This window comes from Rhizobium sp. SYY.PMSO (assembly GCF_046840415.1).
GTDB lineage: Bacteria > Pseudomonadota > Alphaproteobacteria > Rhizobiales > Rhizobiaceae > Rhizobium.
In genome coordinates this window covers 1,739,851-1,761,428 of sequence record NZ_CP177350.1, presented here as the reverse complement: position 1 = coordinate 1,761,428, position 21,578 = coordinate 1,739,851, and the positions used below count along the sequence as shown (strand labels likewise).

Below are 21,578 nucleotides of genomic sequence, written 5' to 3'. Positions count from 1 at the left end.
TCTTCAGGAATTACAGTCATGAATGCAGTGGCTTCCAATCGTGTGGATTACATCATCGTCGGCGGCGGTTCCGCAGGCTGCGTTCTGGCGTCACGCTTGACCGAGGATCCTGCGGTTCGGGTGATCCTGCTGGAGGCCGGTATCGATGCGCCGACGCCGGAGCAATTTCCGGATCTCGCCAATCCCTATCCGGGCGTCGCTTATTCCAATCCGACATATACCTGGTCCGGACTGAAGGCGTCGTTTCCCTATACCGGCTCGAACCGGCCCGAGGCAAAAGCGGCCCGCTACGAGCAGGCCAAGGTGCTTGGCGGCGGCTCGGCCATCAACGGTATCGGCGCCAATCGCGGCGGGCCCCACGATTACGATGAATGGGGCGAGATGGGCGTGGAAGGCTGGTCCTGGGCCGAATGCCTCCCCTATTTCAGGAAGCTCGAACGTGATCTCGACATCGATGACGAGTTTCATGGAAAGACCGGCCCGTTCCCGATCCGCCGGCGCGGCGAGGTGCTCTGGACGCCGTTCACCCGGGCGATGCTGGCGATCTGCGAGAAGAGGGGAATTCCCTTCCTGCCGGATCAGAACGGTGCCTGGCAGGAGGGCATTTTCGAAATGGCGGTCAACATGGATGAAAAGGCCCGGCGCGTCAGCACCGCCTGGGCCTATCTGACGCCGGATGTCCGGCGGCGGCCGAACCTCGAAATCCGTACGGAGACGACCGTCTCGCGCATCCTCATCGAGGGAGGCCGGGCGACGGGTGTGGTTGCGGTGCGCGGCAGCGCTCACGAGGCACTTTCGGCGGCTCGGGTGGTCCTGTCAGCCGGCGCCCTGGCAACGCCCGCGATTCTCATGCGGTCGGGTGTCGGGCCTGCGACCCATCTCGTCGACTGCGGCATCAATGTCGTCCACGATCTGCCTGGCATCGGGCAGAACCTGATGGAGCATCCCTCCGCCGGTCTTGTTCCCTATCTCAAGCCCTCGGCCCGGCAGAAGGGCGTGCCCGACTATCATATTCCGATCGGCTACCGCTTCTCTTCCGGTGTTGAGGGGTGCCCTGAGGGTGACATGCACATGAATTTCGTCACACGCGCCGCATGGCATTCCGTGGGACGCCAGCTCGGCTCGGTCTTCTTCTGGGTCAACAAGTCTTACTCGCGCGGCCAGCTGCTTCTGGATCCGACGGCACCCGACGGACCGCCGCGCATCGATTTTCGCATGCTCTCCGATCGCCGCGACCTTATCCGCCTTGCCGATGCTTTCGAACGCGCGGTGCGGCTGACCTCTGATCCCAGCCTTGGTTCCGTCGTTTCCGGAGTCTATGCCGGCGGCATGTCGGAGATCGGCAAGCGCTTTTCAAAGCCGTCCAGGCTCGGGGCGGTCGTTACCGCCGTCGGCGCCGTCGGGCTCGATGCGATCGGCAGCCTGCGCGAGAAGGTCTTTCCCTTCATGTTGTCGAATTACGACGATCCGAAACGGCTGGCCGGCAACCGTGCCGATCTTGAGGCCTATATTGCCGACACCGTCGGCGGCGTCTGGCATCCCTCCGGGACATGCCGCATGGGGGCAACCGGCGACAGGATGGCGGTTACCGACAACAGGGGAAAGGTGAGGGGGCTGGATGGCCTCTACGTCTGCGATGCGTCGCTTATGCCGACCATACCGTGCGCGAATACGAATGTGCCGACGATCATGATGGCCGAGAAGATCGCAGATGGCCTGAAACGATAGGCTGATCAGGATGTGATCGCCAAGACGCTCTATCCAGGAGGCTCGATCAGGCGGAGCCTGGTCGCTTGCATCCGCGCTTCAGTCGGCGGAGTGTCTGAGACGGCCGGTCGGCGCTATCTCCGGTAGTGTCGTGAATTCGTCAGGCTCGGCGCTGGCGCGCACTATGTCCAAGAGGATCACGCCGATGCTATCGGGCAAGCGCTGGCACATTGGATCGCGGCGTTTCCCTGTCTGGAGCAGGGCGTTCCTATCCCTTGATCGCTCCAAGGCCCAATGATGACGGCAGGCAGCGCGCGGCATCCGCAATGACTGCCGTGACATTCGGTGCGATGGGATGGGAAACCATCGGGTTCCGCCCGGGTTGCCCGATGATTGCCGGTCAAGATGCTCCCCAGGCTATCGCCATGTTGCTTGCCGCGTGCTTCAGGAGAGGGACGATCTCCGCGACCTTCTCGTCGGTCAGCCTCGTCAAAGGCGCGGCGACGCTCATCGTGCCGAGCACCCTGGCGCCTTGTTTCACGACCACCGCGATCGCCCCGACCCCGTCTTCCGCCTCTCCGCGAGCGCGGCCGTAGCCCTGGCCGGCGGTCAGGTCGAGTTCCTTGTTGAGGGCGTCGATCGTGCGAATGGTCGCCGCAGCCTGGCCGGGCCGCCCCAATCCGGCCTCCAGGGCAATTCTAAGGGCGAGCTCACGTTCGATATTGGCAAGCCAGATCTTACCGTTGGCGGTCGCATAAGGCAGGATGGTGGCGCTCATGTCCGGCTCGAAAACGAGGCCGGAGCGACGCCCGCGGGCGGAGCCGATCCACACGAGGCTGTTGTTCTGAACGGCCGTCAAGCGAACCAGTTCGCGGGTTCTTTCCGCGAGATCGTTCAGGATCGGTTGCTTGAGGTCGGTCACTTCAAGCCTGTCCAGCTGCTTTTGCCCGATCAGAGCCATCCGGATGGTCAGGGCATAGCAATCGCTTTCATTGCTCTGCCGCACCCAGCCGTTCTCCATCAGCGAGGTGAGGATCCGATGCGATGCACTCTTCGGTATGGCAAGCCGGTGCGCAATATCCGAAAGCTTGAGCGGCTCCTCCGCCAGCGCCAGAAGTTCGAGCATGGCAATCGTTCGCTCGACGCTTCCGCCTGAAACGCCTGAGATCTTATCCATCAGCCTCTCCGTTCAAAAGAGTTCATGCGTGCCGCTGCAAAATGCCACGAGAAAGGAAAATTTCGGTGATTTCTTCTGATTTCTCGATGAATTCAGGCTCGCGTCTCGCAGCAAGGCCGCGTGGACGCGGCATATCGATTTCCAGCACTCTCTCGATGCGGCCCGGCCGCGGCGTCATCACGATCACCCGGTCGGCCAGGAGGACCGCCTCGTCGATGGAATGAGTGATGAAGACGACCGTCATCCGGTTCTTCAGCCACAGCGCCTCGAGATCGATGCGCATCTGCTCGCGCGTCAGGGCGTCGAGTGCGCCGAACGGCTCGTCCATCAGCAGCAGCCGCGGCTGCAGGAGCAATGCTCTGGCGATGGAAGCCCGCTGCTTCATGCCGCCCGACAGTTCATGCGGGTATCGGTTTGCAAAGTCCTTCAACCCAACGGATTCCAGCAATTCCAAGGCGTGCGGGCGGAGTTCCTCGGGATTTCTGCCCGTCATCTCGGCTGGGAAAAGCACGTTGTCGACAATGGTTCGCCACGCGAGCAGAACATGGTTCTGGAACACGATGCTCATGCCTTTCGGCGGTTCTTTCGACACATCGCCGAACACCGAGATTTCGCCGGTACTCGCCTGGGAAAGGCGCGAGATCAATCGCATCATCGTTGACTTGCCGCATCCCGATGGACCGACAACCGCAACGAATTCTCCGTCCCCGATTGTCAGGTCGAGCTTTTCGAGAGCAATCACAGGCGTATCGGCGTGGCCGAAATGCTTGCTGACGCCCTCCAGTCGCACGCCAGGCTCGTACTGCGGCTTCGCATTATGAATATTCAAAGCGGCTCCTCCCGTCCGGTCGCCTTCGATCCGAAGGCCTCGTTTGAGGTGTAAATAGCACTTGACGGAACATTGGTCCATATGGAACATTGTTCCGACTTTAAAATTGTCGGGCGGATTTCGACGGTTTCCATCGGGAGGACGAAATGTTTTCGAATGTGGTCGGCGCATTGCGGGGGCAGGCGCATACGCTTGCCAGCCTCGTCGGTGCGGTGCTTGTCTGGGAAATCGCCGTGCGGCTTCTTTCTGTCCCGGAATACATCCTGCCGGCGCCGAGCCGGGTCTTCGAGGATCTGATCGCCAACTTCGGGATCGTCGCCAGCGCTTCGCTCTACACATTGCAGCCGATGGTCCTCGGCTTCCTCGTCGCCGTTGTCCTCGGCGTCTTGCTCTCGCTGCTCGTTGTCTACTCGAAAGGCTTCGAGCAGGTATTCTATCCGCTACTCGTGGTGCTCCAGATCATCCCGAAGATCGCCATCGCGCCTCTCTTCATCATCTGGGTCGGCTTTGGGCTGCCGTCGAAGATCCTTCTCGTCTTCCTGCTGTCATTCTTTCCGATCGTCGTGAACTCGATCGTGGCGTTCAAATCCATCGAGCCCGATGTATATGATTTGGCAAAAAGCTACCGCGCAAGCCGCCTGAAGATATTCTGGAAAGTCGAGCTTCCCGGCGCATTGCCCTCGCTATTTGCGGGTTTCAAGGTTGCGGCGGCGCTGTCCGCGACGGCCGCCGTCGTCGCCGAGTTCGTCGCGTCCGACAACGGCCTTGGCTATCTGCTGCTCAACTACAACGGAAACATGAATACCAGCATGACCTTCGCGGTCATCGTGGTCCTCAGCCTGCTCGGGTTGCTGCTCTACGGCATCGTCGAACTCGTCGAGCGCTGGGCCATACCCTGGCACGTTTCTCAACGCCGCGACGATTTCGCCGTCGGCAAGAGCCCGACGTAACAAACTTAATCTGGGAGGTGGAAATGCTGAAAATGATGAAAAGAACGGTTGCGGGCGGTCTGCTTGCGCTCGCGATTGCTTCGGCCGGCGTATCGTCGGCCATGGCTGAAGACAAGGTTACGCTACGCCTGAATTTTCTTTTGAGCGGCGTCCATACGATCTTTTATTATGGGGTGGAGAAAGGCTTCTACAAGGACGCGGGAATCGATCTTCAGATCGGCGAGGGCCAGGGATCTGCGCGCACGGTCCAGGCCGTCGCTACGGGCGGCGATACGTTCGGCATCGCCGACGGCGGCAGCGTCATTGCCGGCGCTACCCGTGGCGCGCCGGTCAAATCGGTTCTGGGCCTTCTCAATACCTCGCCCTATGCGATCTCCTTCCGTGCCGACGCCGGCGTGAACACCATCAAGGATATCGAAGGCAAGTCTGTCGCCGCCTCGGCCGGCGAGGCATCGCTCGCGCTGCTGCCGGCGATTTGGAAGAAGAACGGGATCGATCCGTCGAAAGTCAAGATCCTGAACGTGGACGGGCCGGGCAAGATCATCGCGGTCATGCAGAAGCGAACGGACGGCACGTTGGCCGGCCTGGAAAACCAGGTGGTGGTTCTGAAGAGCAAGGGCCTCGAGCAGAAGGTTTTTTCCTTCGTGGAACTGGGCGTGAACACGCAAGGCCTGACGATCATAGCCAATTCGAAGCAGGCTGAAACAAATCAGGACCTCGTCAAGCGGTTCGTGGCGGCATCCATAAAATCCATCGAGGCGGCCAAGGCCGATCCCGACGCGGCTGTTGCCGCGGCGGTCAAGGTGAAGCCGACCGGCGATGCCAAGCTGCTCAAGGACCAGCTCGACGTCTCCCTCACCCTGCTTGCGTCCCCAGCCGATCCTTCCGCCCGGTTGGGCAAAATGTCGCCTGCGGATTGGCAGCAGACCCTCGATCTCATGAAGGAATACCAGGATATCAAGACGGATATGCCTGCGGATGCCTTCTTCACCAACGCGTTTATCGGGAACTAGGTTTCACGCCTCGCCGGCCCGGGCTTGTCGTTCGGGCCGCAACTTTCATCTCGGATAACAACGATGCAGACAAGCGCGACTTATGATCTCCGCGGCAAGATAGCCGTGATTACCGGCGCGGCCGGCGGTTTCGGCGCAGCCATTCGCGAACGCCTCGCGTCGTCGGGCGCAACGGCCGTTCTATGGGACCTGCCGGAGGCTCTGGCGCGGCAGGACCTTCGCGAAACTCCCCACTTCGGTGTCGATGTCACGAAGGAGGAAAGCGTTGAGAGCGCTGCGGCAGATCTCCGCCGTCGTTTCGGCAGGGTTGATATCCTCGTCAACAATGCGGGCATCGTCGGGGCGGTGCGGCCGACATGGGAAATACCCGTGGCGGAATTTCGCAAGATCCTCGACGTCAACCTTTTCGGGGCCTTCCTGGTCTGCCGGTCGCTCGTTCCGCTGATGCTCGAAAGCGTGGCGCCGACGCGGCTCGGACATATCGTCAACGTCGCTTCGATCCAGGCCAAGGAAGGCATGCACAATGCCGCCGCCTACAGCGCGGCAAAGGCCGGACTGGTAGCCTTCACGAAGAGCCTCGCCAAGGAACTGGCAACCTCGAATATCCTTGTTAACGCCATCACTCCAGCTGCCTCCTTGACCGCGATGAGCATCGACGCACCGAAGGAGCGTCTGGACGACATACTGTCGCGCATTCCGATGGGGCGTTTTCTCGAACCGGCGGAGGTGGCGGCCATGGTGGCATGGCTCTCCTCTTCCGAATGCAGCTTTTCGACCGGGGCAGTCTTCGATCTGTCCGGCGGTCGCGCAACCTATTGAGGTGTCAGACATGGGTTTACTGGGCAAGGCGGTGGTGGCTATCTGGAATGATATCCTGCCGGAGGGCCGCGAGAATTTCATCGAATGGCACAATCGCGAGCATATTCCCGAGCGGGTTGCCATACCGGGCTTCCTGCGTGGACGCCGCTATGTGGCCGAATACGGCAGCCCGGAATATTTCACGCTTTACGAAGCCGCCACCGGCGCGGTGCTGACCGGACCAGCCTATCTGGAGCGCCTTAACAGCCCGACGCCCTGGACCAGGCAATCGACCGCGGATTTTCGCAACACTGTCCGCGGCGTCTGCGGAACGGAGTATTCGCGCGGCAGCGGCGACGGAGGCTTCATTCTCACGCTTCGCTTCGATGCGGATCAAAGCCGTCGCGCAGCTCTTGAAAGGGCGATCGTCGCAGAACTTGAGACCGTGGGCCGTTTGAAAGGCGTGAGCGGCGCCCACCTCTGCATCGCCGACAGCGCGGCAAGCGGCCTCGAAACCGCCGAGCGGAAGGGTCGGCAAGTCGGTGTTCCGAACTGGATTATCCTCATCGAGGGGTCGTCCGCCGCAGCCAGCGATGCCGCCGGGCTCGCGCTGATGAGCGCCCTCTCCTCCGAGATCGCGGCAGACACCGTCGAAAAGGGGCTGTATCGCCTCGAATTCTCTCTCGTCGACTTCCCCGTGGACGACGCGCACTTCGAAAGGAAAGCATCATGAAACTTCTGCGCTACGGCGAGGCGGGAGAGGAGCGCCCCGGAATCCTGGACAAGGACCAGCGAATTCGTGACCTGTCCGGCGTTATCCCGGACATTTCCGGAACTTACCTGTCCCGCGCCGGAAGAGAACGGATCGCAGCTCTCGACATCGACGCCCTGCCGATCGTCCCCGACGGGGTGCGGATCGGTCCCTGTGTCGGCAATGTCGGCAATTTCGTCGCCGTGGGCCTGAATTATATCGACCATGCCGTCGAAACCAATACCCCCATCCCGGAAGAGCCGGTTCTGTTCAACAAGCACACCTCCTGCATCTCCGGCCCCAACGATCCGATCGTCCTGTTGAAGGATTCGAAAAAGACGGACTGGGAAGTGGAGATAGCCTTCGTCATCGGCGAGCCGGCCTACCATGTCAGCGAAGAGGAAGCCCTCTCGATGGTAGCAGGCTTTTGCGTGTGCCATGACGTGTCCGAACGCGCGTTCCAGATCGAGCGGGGCGGCCAATGGACGAAGGGCAAGAGCGGTCCGACGTTTGGCCCGCTTGGTCCCTGGCTGGTCACGCCGGAAGAAATCGCCGATGTGCAGAACCTTGGCCTTTGGCTCGACGTCAACGGAAAGCGCATGCAGACCGGCTCCACCAGCAAGATGATTTTCTCCATCGCTCACCTCGTTTCCTACATCACGCGCTTCATGAAGCTCATGCCCGGTGACGTGGTAACCACCGGAACGCCTCCGGGCGTCGGCCTCGGCATGAAGCCGCCGGTGTTTCTCGCGGCAGGTGACGTGGTCGAACTCGGTGTCGAGGGCCTCGGAAGCCAGCGGCAGGTCGTTACCGGCTTCTCGCAGGCGTGCTGATGACGTCAAACCCGTGGCAGGCTGTCTCGAAGCCTTATCCTTCGCGAGAGCGACAACGCGGCTGTCGGAGCAAGCACGCAGGGCGTCCCGGCACTCTGCGGAATTCCGCACTCGCTCGCAGAGAGATGCTGATATGACCGAAGCATTACGCCGCCTGTCCGGAATGCTTGCCGAGGCCGAGCGGACTGGCAAGGCGCTGTCGCTACAGTTCCTGCAATCCGCCGGTCTCATTCCGGGCACGATCAATGCGGGAATGGCTGCGCAGGCTAACGCGACGAAGGCCATCGGCAGGAACGTCGCCGGCTGGAAGCTCGCTCTCACCCCGACAGGCACGGCGATAGCCGCTCCCATTCTCGACGCGCTATCCGTGAACGACACGGACTGCGCCGAAGTCAGCAAGCCCGGGGCAAAGGCGATCGAAGTGGAGGTTTGCTTTCGGTTCAATCGGGATGTCCCGCCGCCCCGAAGCGGCCATCCCTATAGTCGCGAAGATGCAATCGGCATGATCGGGTCGATCCATCTGGGGATAGAACTGATCGGCTTTCGGATCGACGGAAACAGCGACATACCGCTTCCTCTCTTCCTGGCGGATCGGCTTGGAAACCACTCCTACGTGATCGGCCCCAGGATCTCGCGCGACCTCGTCGACCGCCTGGCTTCGCAAGAAGAGCCGCCATTGTCCCTGTGCGTCGACGATCGCGGCATCGAGCAATTTTCCGACGCTCCTCGCCACCCGCAAGGAGACCCGCTCCTGCCGCTGATCGCCTTCATGAACAATCCCTGCGATCGCCTCGGAGGCTTGCGCGAAGGCCAGTTCGCGACCACCGGCAGCCTCTGCGGCGTGATCCCGGTCCAGTCCAGTTCCGACCTTCACGTCCGTGGTCCGATGCTATCTCATATGCGGTTGGTCATGACTTAAGCGGCATGCCGGGTATTGCCTCCGTCCCTTCACCGCAACGATGGACATCACGGGAAAGCCGCAAAATTACTGTCTTCGAGCTTTTCGAGCGGCCGCTGAGTGAGCGGAAAGCGCATGTCGAACCCCGCCTGCTCGGCAAGGGCAGACGGGCCGATTGCGTCTGAATTTTGAGACGGAATTTCGTGCAAGAAATTTACGCATAAAATTGCATCTCCTCTATTTTATTTCTTCTGTAAAAAAATTATAGAGAGAGGAATGGATGATGACCACGGCGGGGAGGACGCCGGTGTCGCTTGTGATCGTCCATTCTCCCAATCGGAAGCGGGAGGTTTCCGGATTGCATTTTCCTCCATCGATAGGCCGTTTTGCCGACGCTCGCACGAGCGTCTGTCGGTTGTTGCGGAAGTGAAGGAAGTGTTGATGCCAGCAAAAGATGAAAGACGCCTTCGCATCGGTGTTCTCGGGGCGGGCCAGATCGCCCAGGCAGCGCATTTCGAAAGCTGCACTAAGGCGGCGAATGCCGATCTTTATGCGATCTGCGACGTGGCCGACGACCTGCGCGAGCGGATGGCGATCACCCATGGCGCCGAGAAAACCTACGCCGATTACGACAGGATGCTGGCCGACCCGGATCTCGATGCCGTGATCATCGCGACGGCCGATGCCTTTCATGTGCCTGCCGCCGTCAAGGCTCTGGAAGCCGGCAAGCATGTGCTTTGCGAGAAGCCGGTGGCTCTGACGGTCGAAGAATGCCTTGAACTGAAGGCCGTCGTCGAAAAGTCGGGAAAGACGTTTCAGGTCGGCCACATGAAGCGCTTCGACGCGGGGCTGCAGGCGGCCAGGACTTTCATCCGCGATGAAATGGGCGAGATGGTCGCGCTCAAGGCATGGTATTGCGACAGCACTCATCGCTATCCGATGACAGACGCCGTCCAGCCCTTGATCGTCACCAGCGCCAATGCCCGCAAGCCGTCCGCCAATCCGAAGGCGGATCTGCGCCGCTATTACATGCTGGCACATGGCTGCCACCTGATCGACACCGCACGCTATTTCGCCGGTGACATCGTTTCGGTCGACGCCCGCCTGTCGGAGCGTGCCGGCATCTGGTGCTGGTTCGTCAATGTCGAATTCGCCTCCGGCACGCTCGGCCATCTCGACCTCACCGTCCAGGTGCGGATGGACTGGCATGAAGGCTTCCAGATCTACGGCAAGAACGGCAGCATCCTCGGGAAGACCTATAATCCCTGGTATTACAAGACGAGCGAGGTCGACATCTTCCGCGAAGCCGATGGCATGACGCATCGCGTCCTTGGCGCCGACGGCCATTTCTATCGCCGGCAGGTGGAGGGTTTTGCCCGGACCGTCCTCGATGGTGCGGCGATGGAGGGTGCCGATATCGACGACGGCCTCGCCTCGGTGCAGGCGATGGTCGCAATCGCCCGGTCGGTCGAAAGCGGCAAGGCGGTTGCGCTTGCCGATGTGACGGGCGGCGTGTGATGAAGCTCGGTATTTTCGCCAAGACCTTCGAAGGGATGGAGCCCGCGGCTGTCCTTCAATCCGTCGCCGATGCCGGCTTTGCCTGTGCGCAATACAATATGGCCTGCTCCGGTCTGACGCCGATGCCCGACACCATCAGCACGGAACAGGCGCGTGCGGTTGGCGCGGCCGCTGCGGACGCGCAGGTCGGGCTTGTGGCCGTTTCCGGCACCTACAACATGATCCATCCCGATATTGCCGTGCGCGAGGCCGGGCACCGAAGGCTGGAGGAGCTTGCCAGGCATTGTGCCGAGATGTCGACGGGTCTGATCACGCTCTGCACCGGCACGCGCGATCCCGTCGATCAGTGGCGGGCGCATCCTGGCAACGATCTGCCCGATGCCTGGCGCGACCTGCTGCAGGCGATGGAGATTGCGATAGGGATTGCGGAGCGATATGGCGTCGATCTCGGTATCGAGCCGGAGCTGGCCAATGTCGTCAATTCCGCGCAAAAGGCGCATCGCCTGATTAGCGAGCTCGGGAGCCCCAGGCTGAAGATCGTCATGGACCCGGCCAACCTCTTCGAGATTGCCCCACTGAGCGAGCAGAGAAGCACGGTATCCGCCGCCATCGATCTTCTGGCCGACCATATCGTGATGGCCCATGCGAAGGATCGCAATCCGGACGGCAGTTTCGCGACGGCCGGCAAGGGCGTTCTCGATTACGCTCACTATCTCGGCAGGTTGAGGGCTATCGGTTTCAGCGGCAGTCTGGTCACTCACGGTCTTCGGGCGGATGAGGCCGCCGGCGTCGCCGTTTTCCTGCAAGGAATTCTCTCGGAGGGGTCGGCTGGAGAAAAATGATGAGCGATAACCAGTCGTTCGAGACGAATGATGGAACCCTGCTGAATGTCGATGGGACGGGGGCGGGCGCTCCGGTCATCTTCCTGCATGGCCTGTGCGGAGACGCGCGGCAGACGGAGGAGGTTTTTCCGAAAGAGGCTGGCTTTCGCCGGATAACGATCGAGGCGAGGGGCCATGGCCGGTCCCAGCCCGGCAATCCGGAATGCTTCTCCATTGCCACCTTCGCCGAGGATGTGGCGTCTTACATCGAAGCGCATGTCTCCACCCCGGTCGTGCTCGGCGGCATTTCCATGGGGGCGGCGATCTCGCTGCGTCTGGCGGTCAAGCGTCCCGATCTGGTCAAGGCCCTCGTCCTTGCCCGGCCCGCGTGGCTGACGGAGCCCGCTCCGGAAAACATGGCCCCCAACGCGGACGTTGGACGCCTTCTGCGGGAGCGCGCGCCGGAGGCGGCCAAAGAGGCGTTTCTCACCGGCAGCACGGGCCAGCGGCTGGCTGCGGAGGCTCCCGACAACCTTGCCTCGTTGCTGGGCTTCTTCTCGCGAATGCCCCACGATGTCACGGCAGCTTTGCTGACGGCGATTTCCAGCGACGGTCCTGGCGTTGCCGAGGCCGAGGTGCGGCGGATATCGGTGCCGACGCTGGTGATCGGACATGACCGCGATGTCATCCATCCGCTCGGCTATGCCCGGCACCTGGCGGAGGAGATTCCGGGCGCGCGCTTCGTGAAGATCACCTCCAAGGCTGAAAGCCGTTCGAACTATATTGCCGATTTCCGCAAGGCGATGGGCGATTTTCTCAAGGATCTGAAAGACCAAGGACCTGAAAGACAATGACTAACCCTTCCAGAAACTGGATTGCCAACCTTCCCAAGGATCGCCTGATCGGCGAGTTTTCCGTCTGGTCCGCGGACCTTTTGCGCCTCGCCGACGACCTCGCCAGGGTCGATCCCCATGTCGACGTTCTCCATATCGACGTCGCCGATGGCCACTTCGCTCCTGCGATGCTGTTCTTTCCCGATCTGGTAGCCGGTATCCGGAAGATCTCCTCGCGCCCGATCCACGTTCATCTGATGACCGCCGACAATATTCTTCTGTCGCAGATCGAGCAGTTTGCCGATGCGGGCAGCGACCTGATCAGCATTCATCTGGAGAACGAGGCGGTTGCCGATGCCGCGCTGGATCTGCTGGATCGCCGCGGCGTAGCGGCTGGCATGGTGCTCAAGGTCGAAACGCCTGTGTCGCAGGTGGGGAAATATGTCGCGCGCCTCGATTTCCTGACGCTGCTCGGTACGGCGATCGGGGTCAAGGGGCAGGGCCTCGACGAGCGCGCGGGCGAAAGGCTGCGGCAGGCCAAGCAGCTTATCGACGCGTCGGGCGCGGCCCACAGGATCGTGCTGGCCGCCGACGGCGGTATCCGCGAACACACGGTTCCGCTGCTTCGCCAGGCTGGAGCCGAGACGGTCGTCCTCGGCTCGCTGGCCTTCAACGCTCCCTCGCTGGAGGAAAGAATGGCGTGGCTGCACGCCCTTTGACATGGAGTGACGCGTGAGCCGGTTTGCAATCGGGATAGATCTGGGCGGAACGCAGGTTCGTGCGGCGCTGGTCGATGAGCACGGCAAAATCCACCAGCGGTTGGAGGAACGGACGGACGCCGAGGCGGGGCCGGATCGGGTGCTTGGCCAGATCGCCGGCCTGACGGAGAGGTTGCGTTCGGCTTGCGGTCCTGCCGCCGTCGCCGGTCTTGGTGTGTCGGCGCCGGGGCCGCTCGATACGGAGCTGGGGATCGCTCTGGATATCCCGACATTGCGCGGCTTCTCGGACTACCCTTTGCGAGAGGAGTTGCAAAAGCGCTTGCGGCTTCCAGTCAGCCTCGAGAACGACGGCATCGCGGCTGCCATCGGCGAATGGCAGTTCGGCGCCGGCCTGGGGCTTCGGAATCTCGTCTATGTCACGGTCAGCACCGGTATCGGCGGCGGCGTCATCGCGGATGGTCGGGTATTGCGCGGCCGAAAAGGCATGGCCGGCCATGTCGGTCATATGTCCATCGTTCCCGACGGACTGGTGTGTTCCTGCGGAGCCAGGGGATGCTTCGAAGCCTATGCCTCCGGAACCGCTTTCACAAGGCGGGCGCGTATGAGGATTGCGGCGTGCGAGGAAACGTCGCTTGCGAAGATCGGCGACGCGCTCGACAGCCGCAGCGTCTTTGCCGCCGCCGAGAACGGCGATCCGGTAGCCCAGGCGCTCGTCGCCGAGGAGGCGGCTATTCTGGGGCGCGGCTTTACCAGCCTGATCCATATCTTCAGCCCGGAAATCGTCATCATGGGCGGCGGGCTCTCGCAGCAGTTCGACCGATTGCAGGCAGGCATTCAATCGCATGTCGAGCGATGCGCCATGCCGGCGTTTCGGGATGTCAGGGTCGTACCTGCGGCCCTCGGGCAAAATTCAGGAGTTGTCGGGGCGGCCGCGCTTGCACTTCTCTTGCAGCCATCCGCCGTCGCCCTCTGATCGCTGGGCTCTCCGTCGTGGAAAACAGGCCTGTAGATTGCCGGTCTAGCCTGGCGCAAGGTCTGGTTGCGACTGTGTATGCGGGGCGAATACCGGTGAACTGCGCTGTGGGGGCGATCTATGATTTCAACGTATCTCGGCTATGTGACCGCGACAAGGGACATGGCATCGACGCTTGCGCGCGTCGCCAGCCAGGCGGCCGTCAAAGGGGATCAGCAATATTACGACACGCATATCGGCAAGGCTAAGAGCGTCGATGAGTTCCTCGGCGACTACAAGCTCTACAGCTATGCGATGAAGGCCTACGGCCTGGAAGATATGACATACGCCAAGGCCTTCATGAAAAAGGTCCTGACGAGCGATCTCAGCGACACGAGCAGCTTTGCGAACAAGCTGACCGATAACCGCTACCGGCAATTCGCCGCAGCCTTCAACTTCGGCAGCAAATCGAAGAACCAATCCGCTCAAAGCGACACCCAGAAGAGCGATACGATCGGACTTTACGAGCAATCCTTTGCCGATGAAACGACGTCCGCGAAGAAGGAGAGCAAATTCTACGACACATGGATCGACAAGGTATCGAATGTCGATGACATCATCGATAATACGAGGATGAGAAACTATGTTTTTCGGGCACATGGAATCAACCCGGAGCACATATCGAAGACGTTTCTGAAATCGATCTTGACCAGCGACGTCAACGATCCGGGCAGCTTCGTCAATACAGCGGCCAATTTCTCGTCGGTAGCGACGCAGGCGACATACAAGCTGATTGCAGCGCAGTTCAATTTCAATGCCGATGGAACGCTTTCTGCCGCGACGGCGCAAACAACGCAGCAGAAAGAGGCGATGATTTCGCGATATAACAGTATGGTTCCAAGCCTGTTGACACCAGAGGCCGCTGTCAGCAACGACGACTATTATCGACAGGCAATTACCAGGGTGACGTCGCTTACCGATATCACCGGCGATAACAGGCTGTTCTCGTATGTAGAACAGGCTTTCAGCCTCAGTTCCAAGATCACTCCAGCACAGTTCAATCTAGCCTTCACCAATGCCGACTATGCCGCCGTAACAGGAATGGCGGACATGGTTTCGCATTTCAATTTTTCCTCAGACGGCTCGCTGCCCGCCGGTCAGCCCGCGCAGTCGGCCCAAGCCACCGACGATATCTCCACGAAGTATTTGACCAGCGCCAAGGGTGCCAAACAAGCCCTGTTCGAAGATGCGGAGAGCCACTACAAAACCGCGGTAGGCGAGATCAAGACGATCGAGGACTTCTTTGCTGCCAACAACATAAAGAGCAAGAATCTGCCGACCATAGAAGAGATGGCTCTCCGCGCCTTTGGAATCGACAAGAATGAAGTGTCGAAGGATCAGTTGCGCAAGATCCTGGAAAGCGACCCCTATGATGGCAAGAGCTACGTCGCGTCTCTGAAGGACGACAGGTTCATCGCGCTTGCCAAAGCATTCAATTTCGACAGCAAAGGCAATCTCCGCGAACCGCTCGTTGCCCTTTCGCAAACTTCCATCAACAGTTTCATATCCACCTATTCGAAGTCGAAGACGTTCGGGCTGACGGGCGAGATACGGGACAAGGCGGTCAAGGATGCGAAGGACGCGGCAACGGAGTTCAGCAAGTCGATTGTCAAGGTCAAGACCGTCGATGAGCTTCTGGCGGACAAGACGCTGACGGAGTTCATTCTCGTTGCCAACAATATCGATCCGAAGACGCTCGACAAGACCGCATTGAAGAAAGCCTTCACCGCCGATCCGGAGGATGCCAAAGGGTTCCTGAACACACCGGCGGGCGAGAAGTTCAAGGCCATGGTGAATGTCTTCAACTTCGACGCCAAGGGAAACCTGACGACAGCCAAGATCGAGGCCGGCCAGAACAAGGGTGCGCGTCTCGCCACCAACGACCTTTATCTTCATCAGACGCTGGAAAGCCAGCAGGGAGCTTCGAACGAGGGTGTCCGGCTTGCGCTCTATTTCCAGCGAAAGGCGCCGCAGGTCAATTCCGTCTACGACATCATGTCGGACCCGGCGCTTTATAATGTCATCAAGACGACCTATTCCCTGCCGTCATCCATGTCGAACATGGATGTGACCCGCCAGGCGAAGATGCTGGAAAAACTTTTTCCGATCAAGGATTTGCACGATGGCGGCAAGGTAAACAACCTGCTGAAGCGCTTCTCGGCCGTTTATGATGCGGCAAATGGCGTGAATACGACCTCGGCGGCTTCCGCCATTCTGACCCGTGGCTCCGGCATCGGCATGAGCGCCGATCTCATGCTGTCCATCGCCCAGCTCAAATCACGATAGCGCTTTCCGCATTTCCCTTTGACGATGGAAGCGGGTTTGGCGGAGGCTCGGCGCGTGGCCGATCCTTCCCGACTGGCTGCGGGTGCTTTTGCAGGAGACGGTTGTCGAGCCATCAAGCATGTTCGGGTGCCAAGCCGCCCGCGTGCGAGCAGTACCCGCGAGGCGGGCGGCTTGTCCTTCAGCCCGATCACACCGGCAAGGGTGCCTTACGTTTCCATTCGCCCATATTGCCGGATCAGTTCGGCGAGCCGGTCATGGGAAATGGCCTGAATCCGGAAGCGGTCATAGGGCGTTCCGCCCATGTCCTCGGCTGCCAGCATGGCGTTGACGACGGCTTCCTCGACGCTGTCGACGGCAGCCAGATAGACCGGGTCGAGGGGCTCGTCGTTGACGATCTGCAGCGGCAGGTGTCCGCTGGCCCTGTGCGCCATCGGGTGGGCGTTCGCCGTCGAAAATGCCAGGAAGATATCGCCGGAATTGTTGCCGCCGGGCGTGCCGTTGCGGCCGATACCGATGGCGGCGCGTCGGGCAAGGCGCTTGAGCTGATGCGGCGCGAGCGGCAGGTCGGTGGCGATGACCACGATAATGGAGCCGCGCTCCTGCAATTGGCTCTGCGGCGTGCCGTCGCGCATATGCCGGCCGACCGGCACGCCCGAAATCGTCAGCCAGTCGCGCTGGCCGTGATTGGCCTGCACCAGCGTGCCGATCGTATAGGCGCGGCCGTCGAACTCGACGATGCGGGAGGATGTGCCCGTTCCACCCTTGAAGCCGTAGGTGATCATGCCGGTGCCGCCGCCGCAATTGCCCTCCTGAACCGGCCCGGCGGCAATGCCGTCGAGGGCCGCGCGCACGTCTGCCTCGCTGACATGCAGTCCGTTGATGTCGTTCAATGCGCCGTCATAGGTCTCGGCGATGACGGGCATGATCCAGAGGAAGTCGTCGGTCTGGTAGGTCGAGGCATAGCGGTCGATCATCCATTTGACCGTAGCGTGATGCGCCATGCCGACGCCGTGCGTATTGGTGATGACAACAGGACCGAGGAAGTAACCGCCATCCTCGATCCAGTGCGTGCCGGTCATCTCGCCATTGCCGTTGAAGCGATGGACGCCGGCATAGACGGGGACGGGCGTTTCGGAATCCATATGCGGCAGGATGGCGGTCACGCCGGTCCGCGTCGGGCGCTTGCGGCCGGGGCGCGGCTCGTTTTCGATGATCGTGCGGAAGCCGACGCCGATGCCGGCGACATCGGTGATGGCGTTGTTCGTGCCGGTGCGGCCGGTGAAGGGAAGGCCGAGCTGGCGGCCGCGCTGTTTGCGGGAGCTTGCTTTTATTGTCATGTCATTTCTGCCGGGAGCGAAGGTAAAGGCCGAGCGAGGCCACGAGGAAGGAGAAGGTCAGCATCATCACCGCGATCGCATTGATCTCCGGTTTGATGCCGCGACGGAGCATGGCGAAGATGAACATCGGCAAGGTCGTCACGTCGACGCCGGCGATGAAATAGGTAATCACCAGGTCATCCATCGAGATGATGAAGGCGAGCAGCGCGCCGCCGAGTATGCCGGGCATCAGCTGCGGCAGTACCACGCGGCGGAAGGTCATCCACTCATTGGCGCCGAGATCGGCCGAGGCGTTCTCCAGCGTCCGGTCCATGCCGGCAAGACGCGCCGATACGACGATGAACACATAGGAGGTGAGGAAGGTACATTGACCGATGATGATGGTCATCAGGCCGAGCTGGATGCCTGAGCTCACGAAGAAGATCAGAAGCGCGATGCCGAGAACGATGTCCGGCATCAGCATCGGCATGAACATGGCGACCTGATAGAAGCGCTTGCCGAAGAAATTGAAGCGGTGGAGCGCAATCGCCATGGCGGTGCCGAGCAGCGTCGAAATCACGGTCGTCGCCAAGGCGATCTTCAGGCTGTTGAGGACGGCGGCGATCAGCTGGTCGGTCGATTCGATATAGAGCGCGTTTTCCGAAACTGCCGTCTTGAAGCCGAAGACCTGGGCATACCAATCCATGGTGAAGCCGCTCCAGCTCATCATGTTGACCGGATTGGCATTGAACGAATAGACGGCGATCAGCACGAGCGGAATATAGATGAAGGCGAAGAACAGCAGGGTGTAAAATGCCAGGCCGCCGGTAAACAGGGTGCGAGCGATCTTCATGGGATCCTCCTCAAGCCGTCAACGCAGCGGACGCGTTGCGGCGCCCGGACAGGATGACATAGACAAGGAGCAGGACCAGCATCACGGCCATGACCATCATGGCGAGCGCCGAGCCGAACGGCCAGTTGCGCGCCGAGAGGAACTGCCCTTCGATGAGGTTTCCGAGCATCATCACCTTGGCGCCGCCAAGCACCGCAGGCACCACGAAATTGCCGAGCGCGGGGATGAAGACGATGATCGAGCCGCCGGCGATCCCGGGTGCCGTCAGCGGCAGGATGATGCGCAGGAACGTCCGGATCGGGCCGGCGCCGAGATCCAGCGACGCCTGCACGAGCCGCCAGTCGAGCTTCTCGATGCTGGCATAGATCGGCATGAACATGAACGGGATGAAGACATAGACCATGCCGAGTATGATCGCGCCATCCGTATAGATCATCTCCAGCGGTGCCGAGATCACGCCGGTCGCCATCAGCGCATTGTTGACCAGCCCGGTCGGGCGCAGGATCATCACCCAGACGAACAGCCGGACGATGAGGCTGGAAAAGAACGGCAGCGTGATCAGGAAGAGGCAGAAATTCTTCCATCTGTCGGGCAGGCGGCTGATGTAGAAGGCGGCGGGATAGCAGACGAGCAGCGTCGCTCCCACCGTCATCGCCGCAATCCGGATCGAGCGGAGAAAGATGCCGATATAGACCGGATCGTATTCCTCGAATTCCGGGTTGGCAAAGCCGAGGATGCGGCCGAAATTGTCGGGATAGAAGCTCCATTCGACGCCGCCGTAGAGGCCCGGCGTCAGGAAGCTCGTCACCACCATGATTCCGAGCGGAATGAGAAAGAAGACGAGCAGGAACAGCGTCACCGGCCCGAGCAACAGCCCGAGCTGGAGGCGCCGGCGTGCGGCGATATTCATCAGGCTGCCTCCTTCGCCGCGATCAGGTGCACGCTTGCCGGATCGTAATGCCAGCGTGCCGATTGGCCTGCAGCGAGCAGGCCTATTGCGCCGCGCTGCGATGCCGGGATCTGGGCCATGAGCCTGCGGCCGCCCGTCGTCCGGCCGAAGACCTCGAAGGACGAGCCGACATAGACGATCTGTTCCACCGTGACGTCGATGGCCGGGCAGGTGTCGGCAGACGTGGCGAGAAAGAAGTTCTCCGGGCGGATCAGCGCGACGGCATGTCCTCTGCCTGCGGCCTCCGTCGTCGGGGCATGCCTGATCTCCGTGCCTTCGCCGGTGACGAGGTTCTGGCCGTCGCTGCTGCCTTCGAACAGGTTGCTGGCGCCGATGAAGCTTGCCACGAAGGTATTGGCCGGATGATCGTAGATCTGCCGCGGCGTATCGAGCTGCTGGATGCGCCCCTCGGCGAGCACCGCGACGCGATCGGACATCGTCAAGGCTTCCTGCTGGTCATGCGTCACGAAGATGAAGGTGATGCCGAGTTCGTGCTGCAGGTTTTTAAGCTCGAGCTGCATCGTCTCGCGCAGATGGCGATCCAGCGCCGACAGCGGTTCGTCGAGCAAAAGCACCTTCGGGCGTGCGACGATGGCGCGGGCAAGCGCCACGCGCTGCTGCTGGCCGCCTGACAATTGCCGCGGCAGGCGGCCCTCCATGCCTTCCAGCCCGACCATCTTCAGCATTGCCCGCACGCGTTCGACGCGCTCTGGTTTTCCGATACCGGCTGCCTCCAAGGCATAGCCCGTGTTCTCGCCGACGCTCATATGCGGGAACAACGCGTAGTTCTGGAAGACGGTGTTGACGGGGCGGCGATAGGGCGGCCGGTCCGTCATGTCCTCTCCGTCGATGTTGATGCGGCCCGCATCGAGTTCGACAAAACCGCTGATTGCCTGCAGCAGCGTGGTCTTGCCGCAGCCGGATGGACCGAGGAGTGTAATGAATTCGTTGCGGCCGATCTCAAGATCGATGCCGTCAAGCGCTTTCACCTGCCGACCCTCGGGAGTCGAAAAGGCCTTTGCGGCTGAGGCCAGCCGCACGATCGCATCTCGCATTCGTCGTTCCCCGAAATGTTATTAAATTAACTCTTGCGTGATTTCGATATGTTGATATCATTTTTTCGTCGAAGTCAACGCCCTCAACGCGGTCGGTTACAGCTTCCACCAAAGGCCGAGCCAAGCGCGCCGAAGGGATAATAATCCTACCAAGGGGAACAGAAATGACGATTTTGAAAGGCGTTTTCCGGCGCCTGGGTCTCTTTGCGCTCACCGCATTGCTGCCCAGCGCTGTGCTTGCCGATGAGCTCAATATCTACAACTGGGGCGAATACATCAATCCGGCCGTCCTCCAGAAATTCGAGGAGGAAACCAAGATCAAGGTCAATCTCTCGACCTACTCCTCGAACGAGGAAATGCTGGCCAAGATCCAGGGCGGCGCGACGGGCTACGATATCGTTTTCCCGTCCGTGCACATGCAGGACATCATGGCCAAGCTCAACCTGCTCGAGAAGACCGATATCGACAGCTATGAGGGTTTCAAGAACATCGATCCGCGCTTCCTGCGCGCCAAGAGCGATCCGAAGGGCGAATACTGCCTGCCCTACGCCTTCGGCACCGTCGGCATTCTCTACAACCGCAAGGTCCTCGGCAAGGACATCACCGGCTGGAAGGATCTGGTCGCGACGGTCAAGGCCAAGCACCTGAAGTTCACGCTGCTCGACGACATGCGCGAGGTGCTGGGCGTCGGCCTGATGCTCAACGGCCATTCCGTCAATTCGACCAATCCGGAAGAGCTCTCGCAGGCGGCGGATACGATCATCGACATGAAGCCCTATGTTGCGGCTTTCACCTATGATTCCCGCCCGATGGTCGAATCCGGCGATATTGCCGCCGCGCACTTCTTCGTCGGCTCGATGATCAACGTTTTCGGTAATCCGAAGGATCTCGGCTATGTCATTCCCGAAGAGGGGGCGACCATGTACCAGGAAGACATGTGCGTGCTGAAGACGGCTCCCAACAAGGCCAATGCCATCAAGTTCCAGCAATTCTATACGCGCCCGGATATCGCAGCCCTCAACGTCTCGCAGCAGACGAACGGCACGCCCAACGTTCCGGCCCGGCAATTGACGCCGGAAAACATCAAGAATAGCAAGGAAATCAATCCGACAGACGAGACCATGAAGCGTTTGCAGATTTTTCAGGATCTCGGCGGCGGCCTGCGCCAGTTCGATCGCGCATGGACGAAAGTCAAGACTGCGCAGTAATATCGCGAAACGAGACTCCGCCCGGTTCCGGGCGGAGCTTCCCCGGAGGAAA

The 21,578-nt window shown here is 60.8% G+C and carries 20 protein-coding genes; 14 read left to right on the top strand and 6 right to left on the bottom strand.

Going from position 1 to position 21,578, the window contains the following annotated elements; translation table 11 throughout:
* Positions 1–18 precede the first annotated feature (18 nt).
* Positions 19–1,728, top strand: a complete 1,710-nt coding sequence (locus ACJJVH_RS26340) for a GMC family oxidoreductase (RefSeq protein WP_412065558.1) — start codon at positions 19–21, stop codon at positions 1,726–1,728.
* A gap of 379 nt (positions 1,729–2,107) precedes the next feature.
* On the opposite strand, the gene ACJJVH_RS26335 is transcribed toward ACJJVH_RS26340, so the two are convergent.
* Together ACJJVH_RS26335 and ACJJVH_RS26330 are read right to left on the bottom strand one after the other, a co-directional pair.
* Positions 2,108–2,884, bottom strand: a complete 777-nt coding sequence (locus tag ACJJVH_RS26335) for an IclR family transcriptional regulator (protein WP_112798910.1) — start codon at positions 2,882–2,884, stop codon at positions 2,108–2,110.
* A gap of 22 nt (positions 2,885–2,906) precedes the next feature.
* On the bottom strand, positions 2,907–3,713 hold the full coding sequence (locus tag ACJJVH_RS26330) for an ABC transporter ATP-binding protein (RefSeq protein ID WP_113357247.1): 807 nt from the start codon (positions 3,711–3,713) through the stop codon (positions 2,907–2,909).
* Positions 3,714–3,859: 146 nt separating this feature from the next.
* On the opposite strand from ACJJVH_RS26330, the gene ACJJVH_RS26325 reads away from it, so the two are divergent.
* The 12 genes from ACJJVH_RS26325 to ACJJVH_RS26270 all read left to right on the top strand — a co-directional run bounded on the left by ACJJVH_RS26325 (position 3,860) and on the right by ACJJVH_RS26270 (position 16,145).
* Entirely contained in the window at positions 3,860–4,663 is an 804-nt protein-coding gene (locus ACJJVH_RS26325) for an ABC transporter permease (RefSeq protein ID WP_412065557.1), read from the top strand.
* Positions 4,664–4,695: 32 nt separating this feature from the next.
* Positions 4,696–5,676, top strand: a complete 981-nt coding sequence (locus tag ACJJVH_RS26320) for an ABC transporter substrate-binding protein (RefSeq protein WP_412065556.1) — start codon at positions 4,696–4,698, stop codon at positions 5,674–5,676.
* Between the two features lie 63 nt (positions 5,677–5,739).
* On the top strand, positions 5,740–6,495 hold the full coding sequence (locus tag ACJJVH_RS26315) for an SDR family NAD(P)-dependent oxidoreductase (protein ID WP_412065555.1): 756 nt from the start codon (positions 5,740–5,742) through the stop codon (positions 6,493–6,495).
* Positions 6,496–6,505: 10 nt separating this feature from the next.
* Positions 6,506–7,207 carry a hypothetical protein gene (locus tag ACJJVH_RS26310; protein WP_412065554.1) on the top strand — a complete coding sequence of 234 codons (702 nt, stop codon included), beginning with the start codon at positions 6,506–6,508 and terminating at the stop codon, positions 7,205–7,207.
* Positions 7,204–8,058, top strand: coding sequence for a fumarylacetoacetate hydrolase family protein (locus ACJJVH_RS26305; RefSeq protein ID WP_412065553.1), 855 nt, complete (start codon positions 7,204–7,206; stop codon positions 8,056–8,058). Before ACJJVH_RS26310 ends, ACJJVH_RS26305 begins: the two co-directional genes overlap by 4 nt.
* A 133-nt stretch (positions 8,059–8,191) precedes the next feature.
* Positions 8,192–8,977 carry a 2-keto-4-pentenoate hydratase gene (locus ACJJVH_RS26300; RefSeq protein ID WP_412065552.1) on the top strand — a complete coding sequence of 262 codons (786 nt, stop codon included), beginning with the start codon at positions 8,192–8,194 and terminating at the stop codon, positions 8,975–8,977.
* Between the two features lie 420 nt (positions 8,978–9,397).
* Positions 9,398–10,474: a Gfo/Idh/MocA family protein gene (locus ACJJVH_RS26295; protein WP_113393301.1), complete on the top strand. Its 1,077-nt coding sequence runs from the start codon at positions 9,398–9,400 to the stop codon at positions 10,472–10,474.
* Positions 10,474–11,316 carry a sugar phosphate isomerase/epimerase family protein gene (locus ACJJVH_RS26290; RefSeq protein WP_412065551.1) on the top strand — a complete coding sequence of 281 codons (843 nt, stop codon included), beginning with the start codon at positions 10,474–10,476 and terminating at the stop codon, positions 11,314–11,316. The genes ACJJVH_RS26295 and ACJJVH_RS26290 overlap by 1 nt, the downstream gene beginning before the upstream one ends.
* Complete coding sequence (locus tag ACJJVH_RS26285; RefSeq protein WP_112798893.1) at positions 11,316–12,149, top strand: alpha/beta fold hydrolase; 834 nt, start codon at positions 11,316–11,318, stop codon at positions 12,147–12,149. The genes ACJJVH_RS26290 and ACJJVH_RS26285 overlap by 1 nt, the downstream gene beginning before the upstream one ends.
* Entirely contained in the window at positions 12,146–12,847 is a 702-nt protein-coding gene (locus ACJJVH_RS26280) for a ribulose-phosphate 3-epimerase (RefSeq protein ID WP_412065550.1), read from the top strand. The genes ACJJVH_RS26285 and ACJJVH_RS26280 overlap by 4 nt, the downstream gene beginning before the upstream one ends.
* A gap of 13 nt (positions 12,848–12,860) precedes the next feature.
* Complete coding sequence (locus ACJJVH_RS26275) at positions 12,861–13,820, top strand: ROK family protein (RefSeq protein ID WP_412065549.1); 960 nt, start codon at positions 12,861–12,863, stop codon at positions 13,818–13,820.
* A gap of 120 nt (positions 13,821–13,940) precedes the next feature.
* Positions 13,941–16,145: a DUF1217 domain-containing protein gene (locus ACJJVH_RS26270; RefSeq protein ID WP_412065548.1), complete on the top strand. Its 2,205-nt coding sequence runs from the start codon at positions 13,941–13,943 to the stop codon at positions 16,143–16,145.
* A 206-nt stretch (positions 16,146–16,351) separates the two neighbouring features.
* On the opposite strand, the gene ACJJVH_RS26265 is transcribed toward ACJJVH_RS26270, so the two are convergent.
* The 4 genes from ACJJVH_RS26265 to ACJJVH_RS26250 are packed head-to-tail and all read right to left on the bottom strand — an operon-like array spanning position 16,352 to position 20,318.
* Positions 16,352–17,482 carry a P1 family peptidase gene (locus ACJJVH_RS26265; protein WP_412065547.1) on the bottom strand — a complete coding sequence of 377 codons (1,131 nt, stop codon included), beginning with the start codon at positions 17,480–17,482 and terminating at the stop codon, positions 16,352–16,354.
* A gap of 1 nt (position 17,483) precedes the next feature.
* Entirely contained in the window at positions 17,484–18,314 is an 831-nt protein-coding gene (locus tag ACJJVH_RS26260) for an ABC transporter permease (protein ID WP_113357258.1), read from the bottom strand.
* Positions 18,315–18,324: 10 nt separating this feature from the next.
* Positions 18,325–19,224, bottom strand: a complete 900-nt coding sequence (locus tag ACJJVH_RS26255) for an ABC transporter permease (RefSeq protein WP_112798880.1) — start codon at positions 19,222–19,224, stop codon at positions 18,325–18,327.
* Positions 19,224–20,318, bottom strand: coding sequence for an ABC transporter ATP-binding protein (locus ACJJVH_RS26250; protein ID WP_412065546.1), 1,095 nt, complete (start codon positions 20,316–20,318; stop codon positions 19,224–19,226). The genes ACJJVH_RS26255 and ACJJVH_RS26250 overlap by 1 nt, the downstream gene beginning before the upstream one ends.
* 164 nt (positions 20,319–20,482) lie before the next feature.
* On the opposite strand from ACJJVH_RS26250, the gene ACJJVH_RS26245 reads away from it, so the two are divergent.
* A complete protein-coding gene (locus tag ACJJVH_RS26245; RefSeq protein ID WP_113370543.1) occupies positions 20,483–21,526 on the top strand; it encodes a spermidine/putrescine ABC transporter substrate-binding protein in 1,044 nt (347 codons plus the stop codon).
* Positions 21,527–21,578 lie beyond the last annotated feature (52 nt).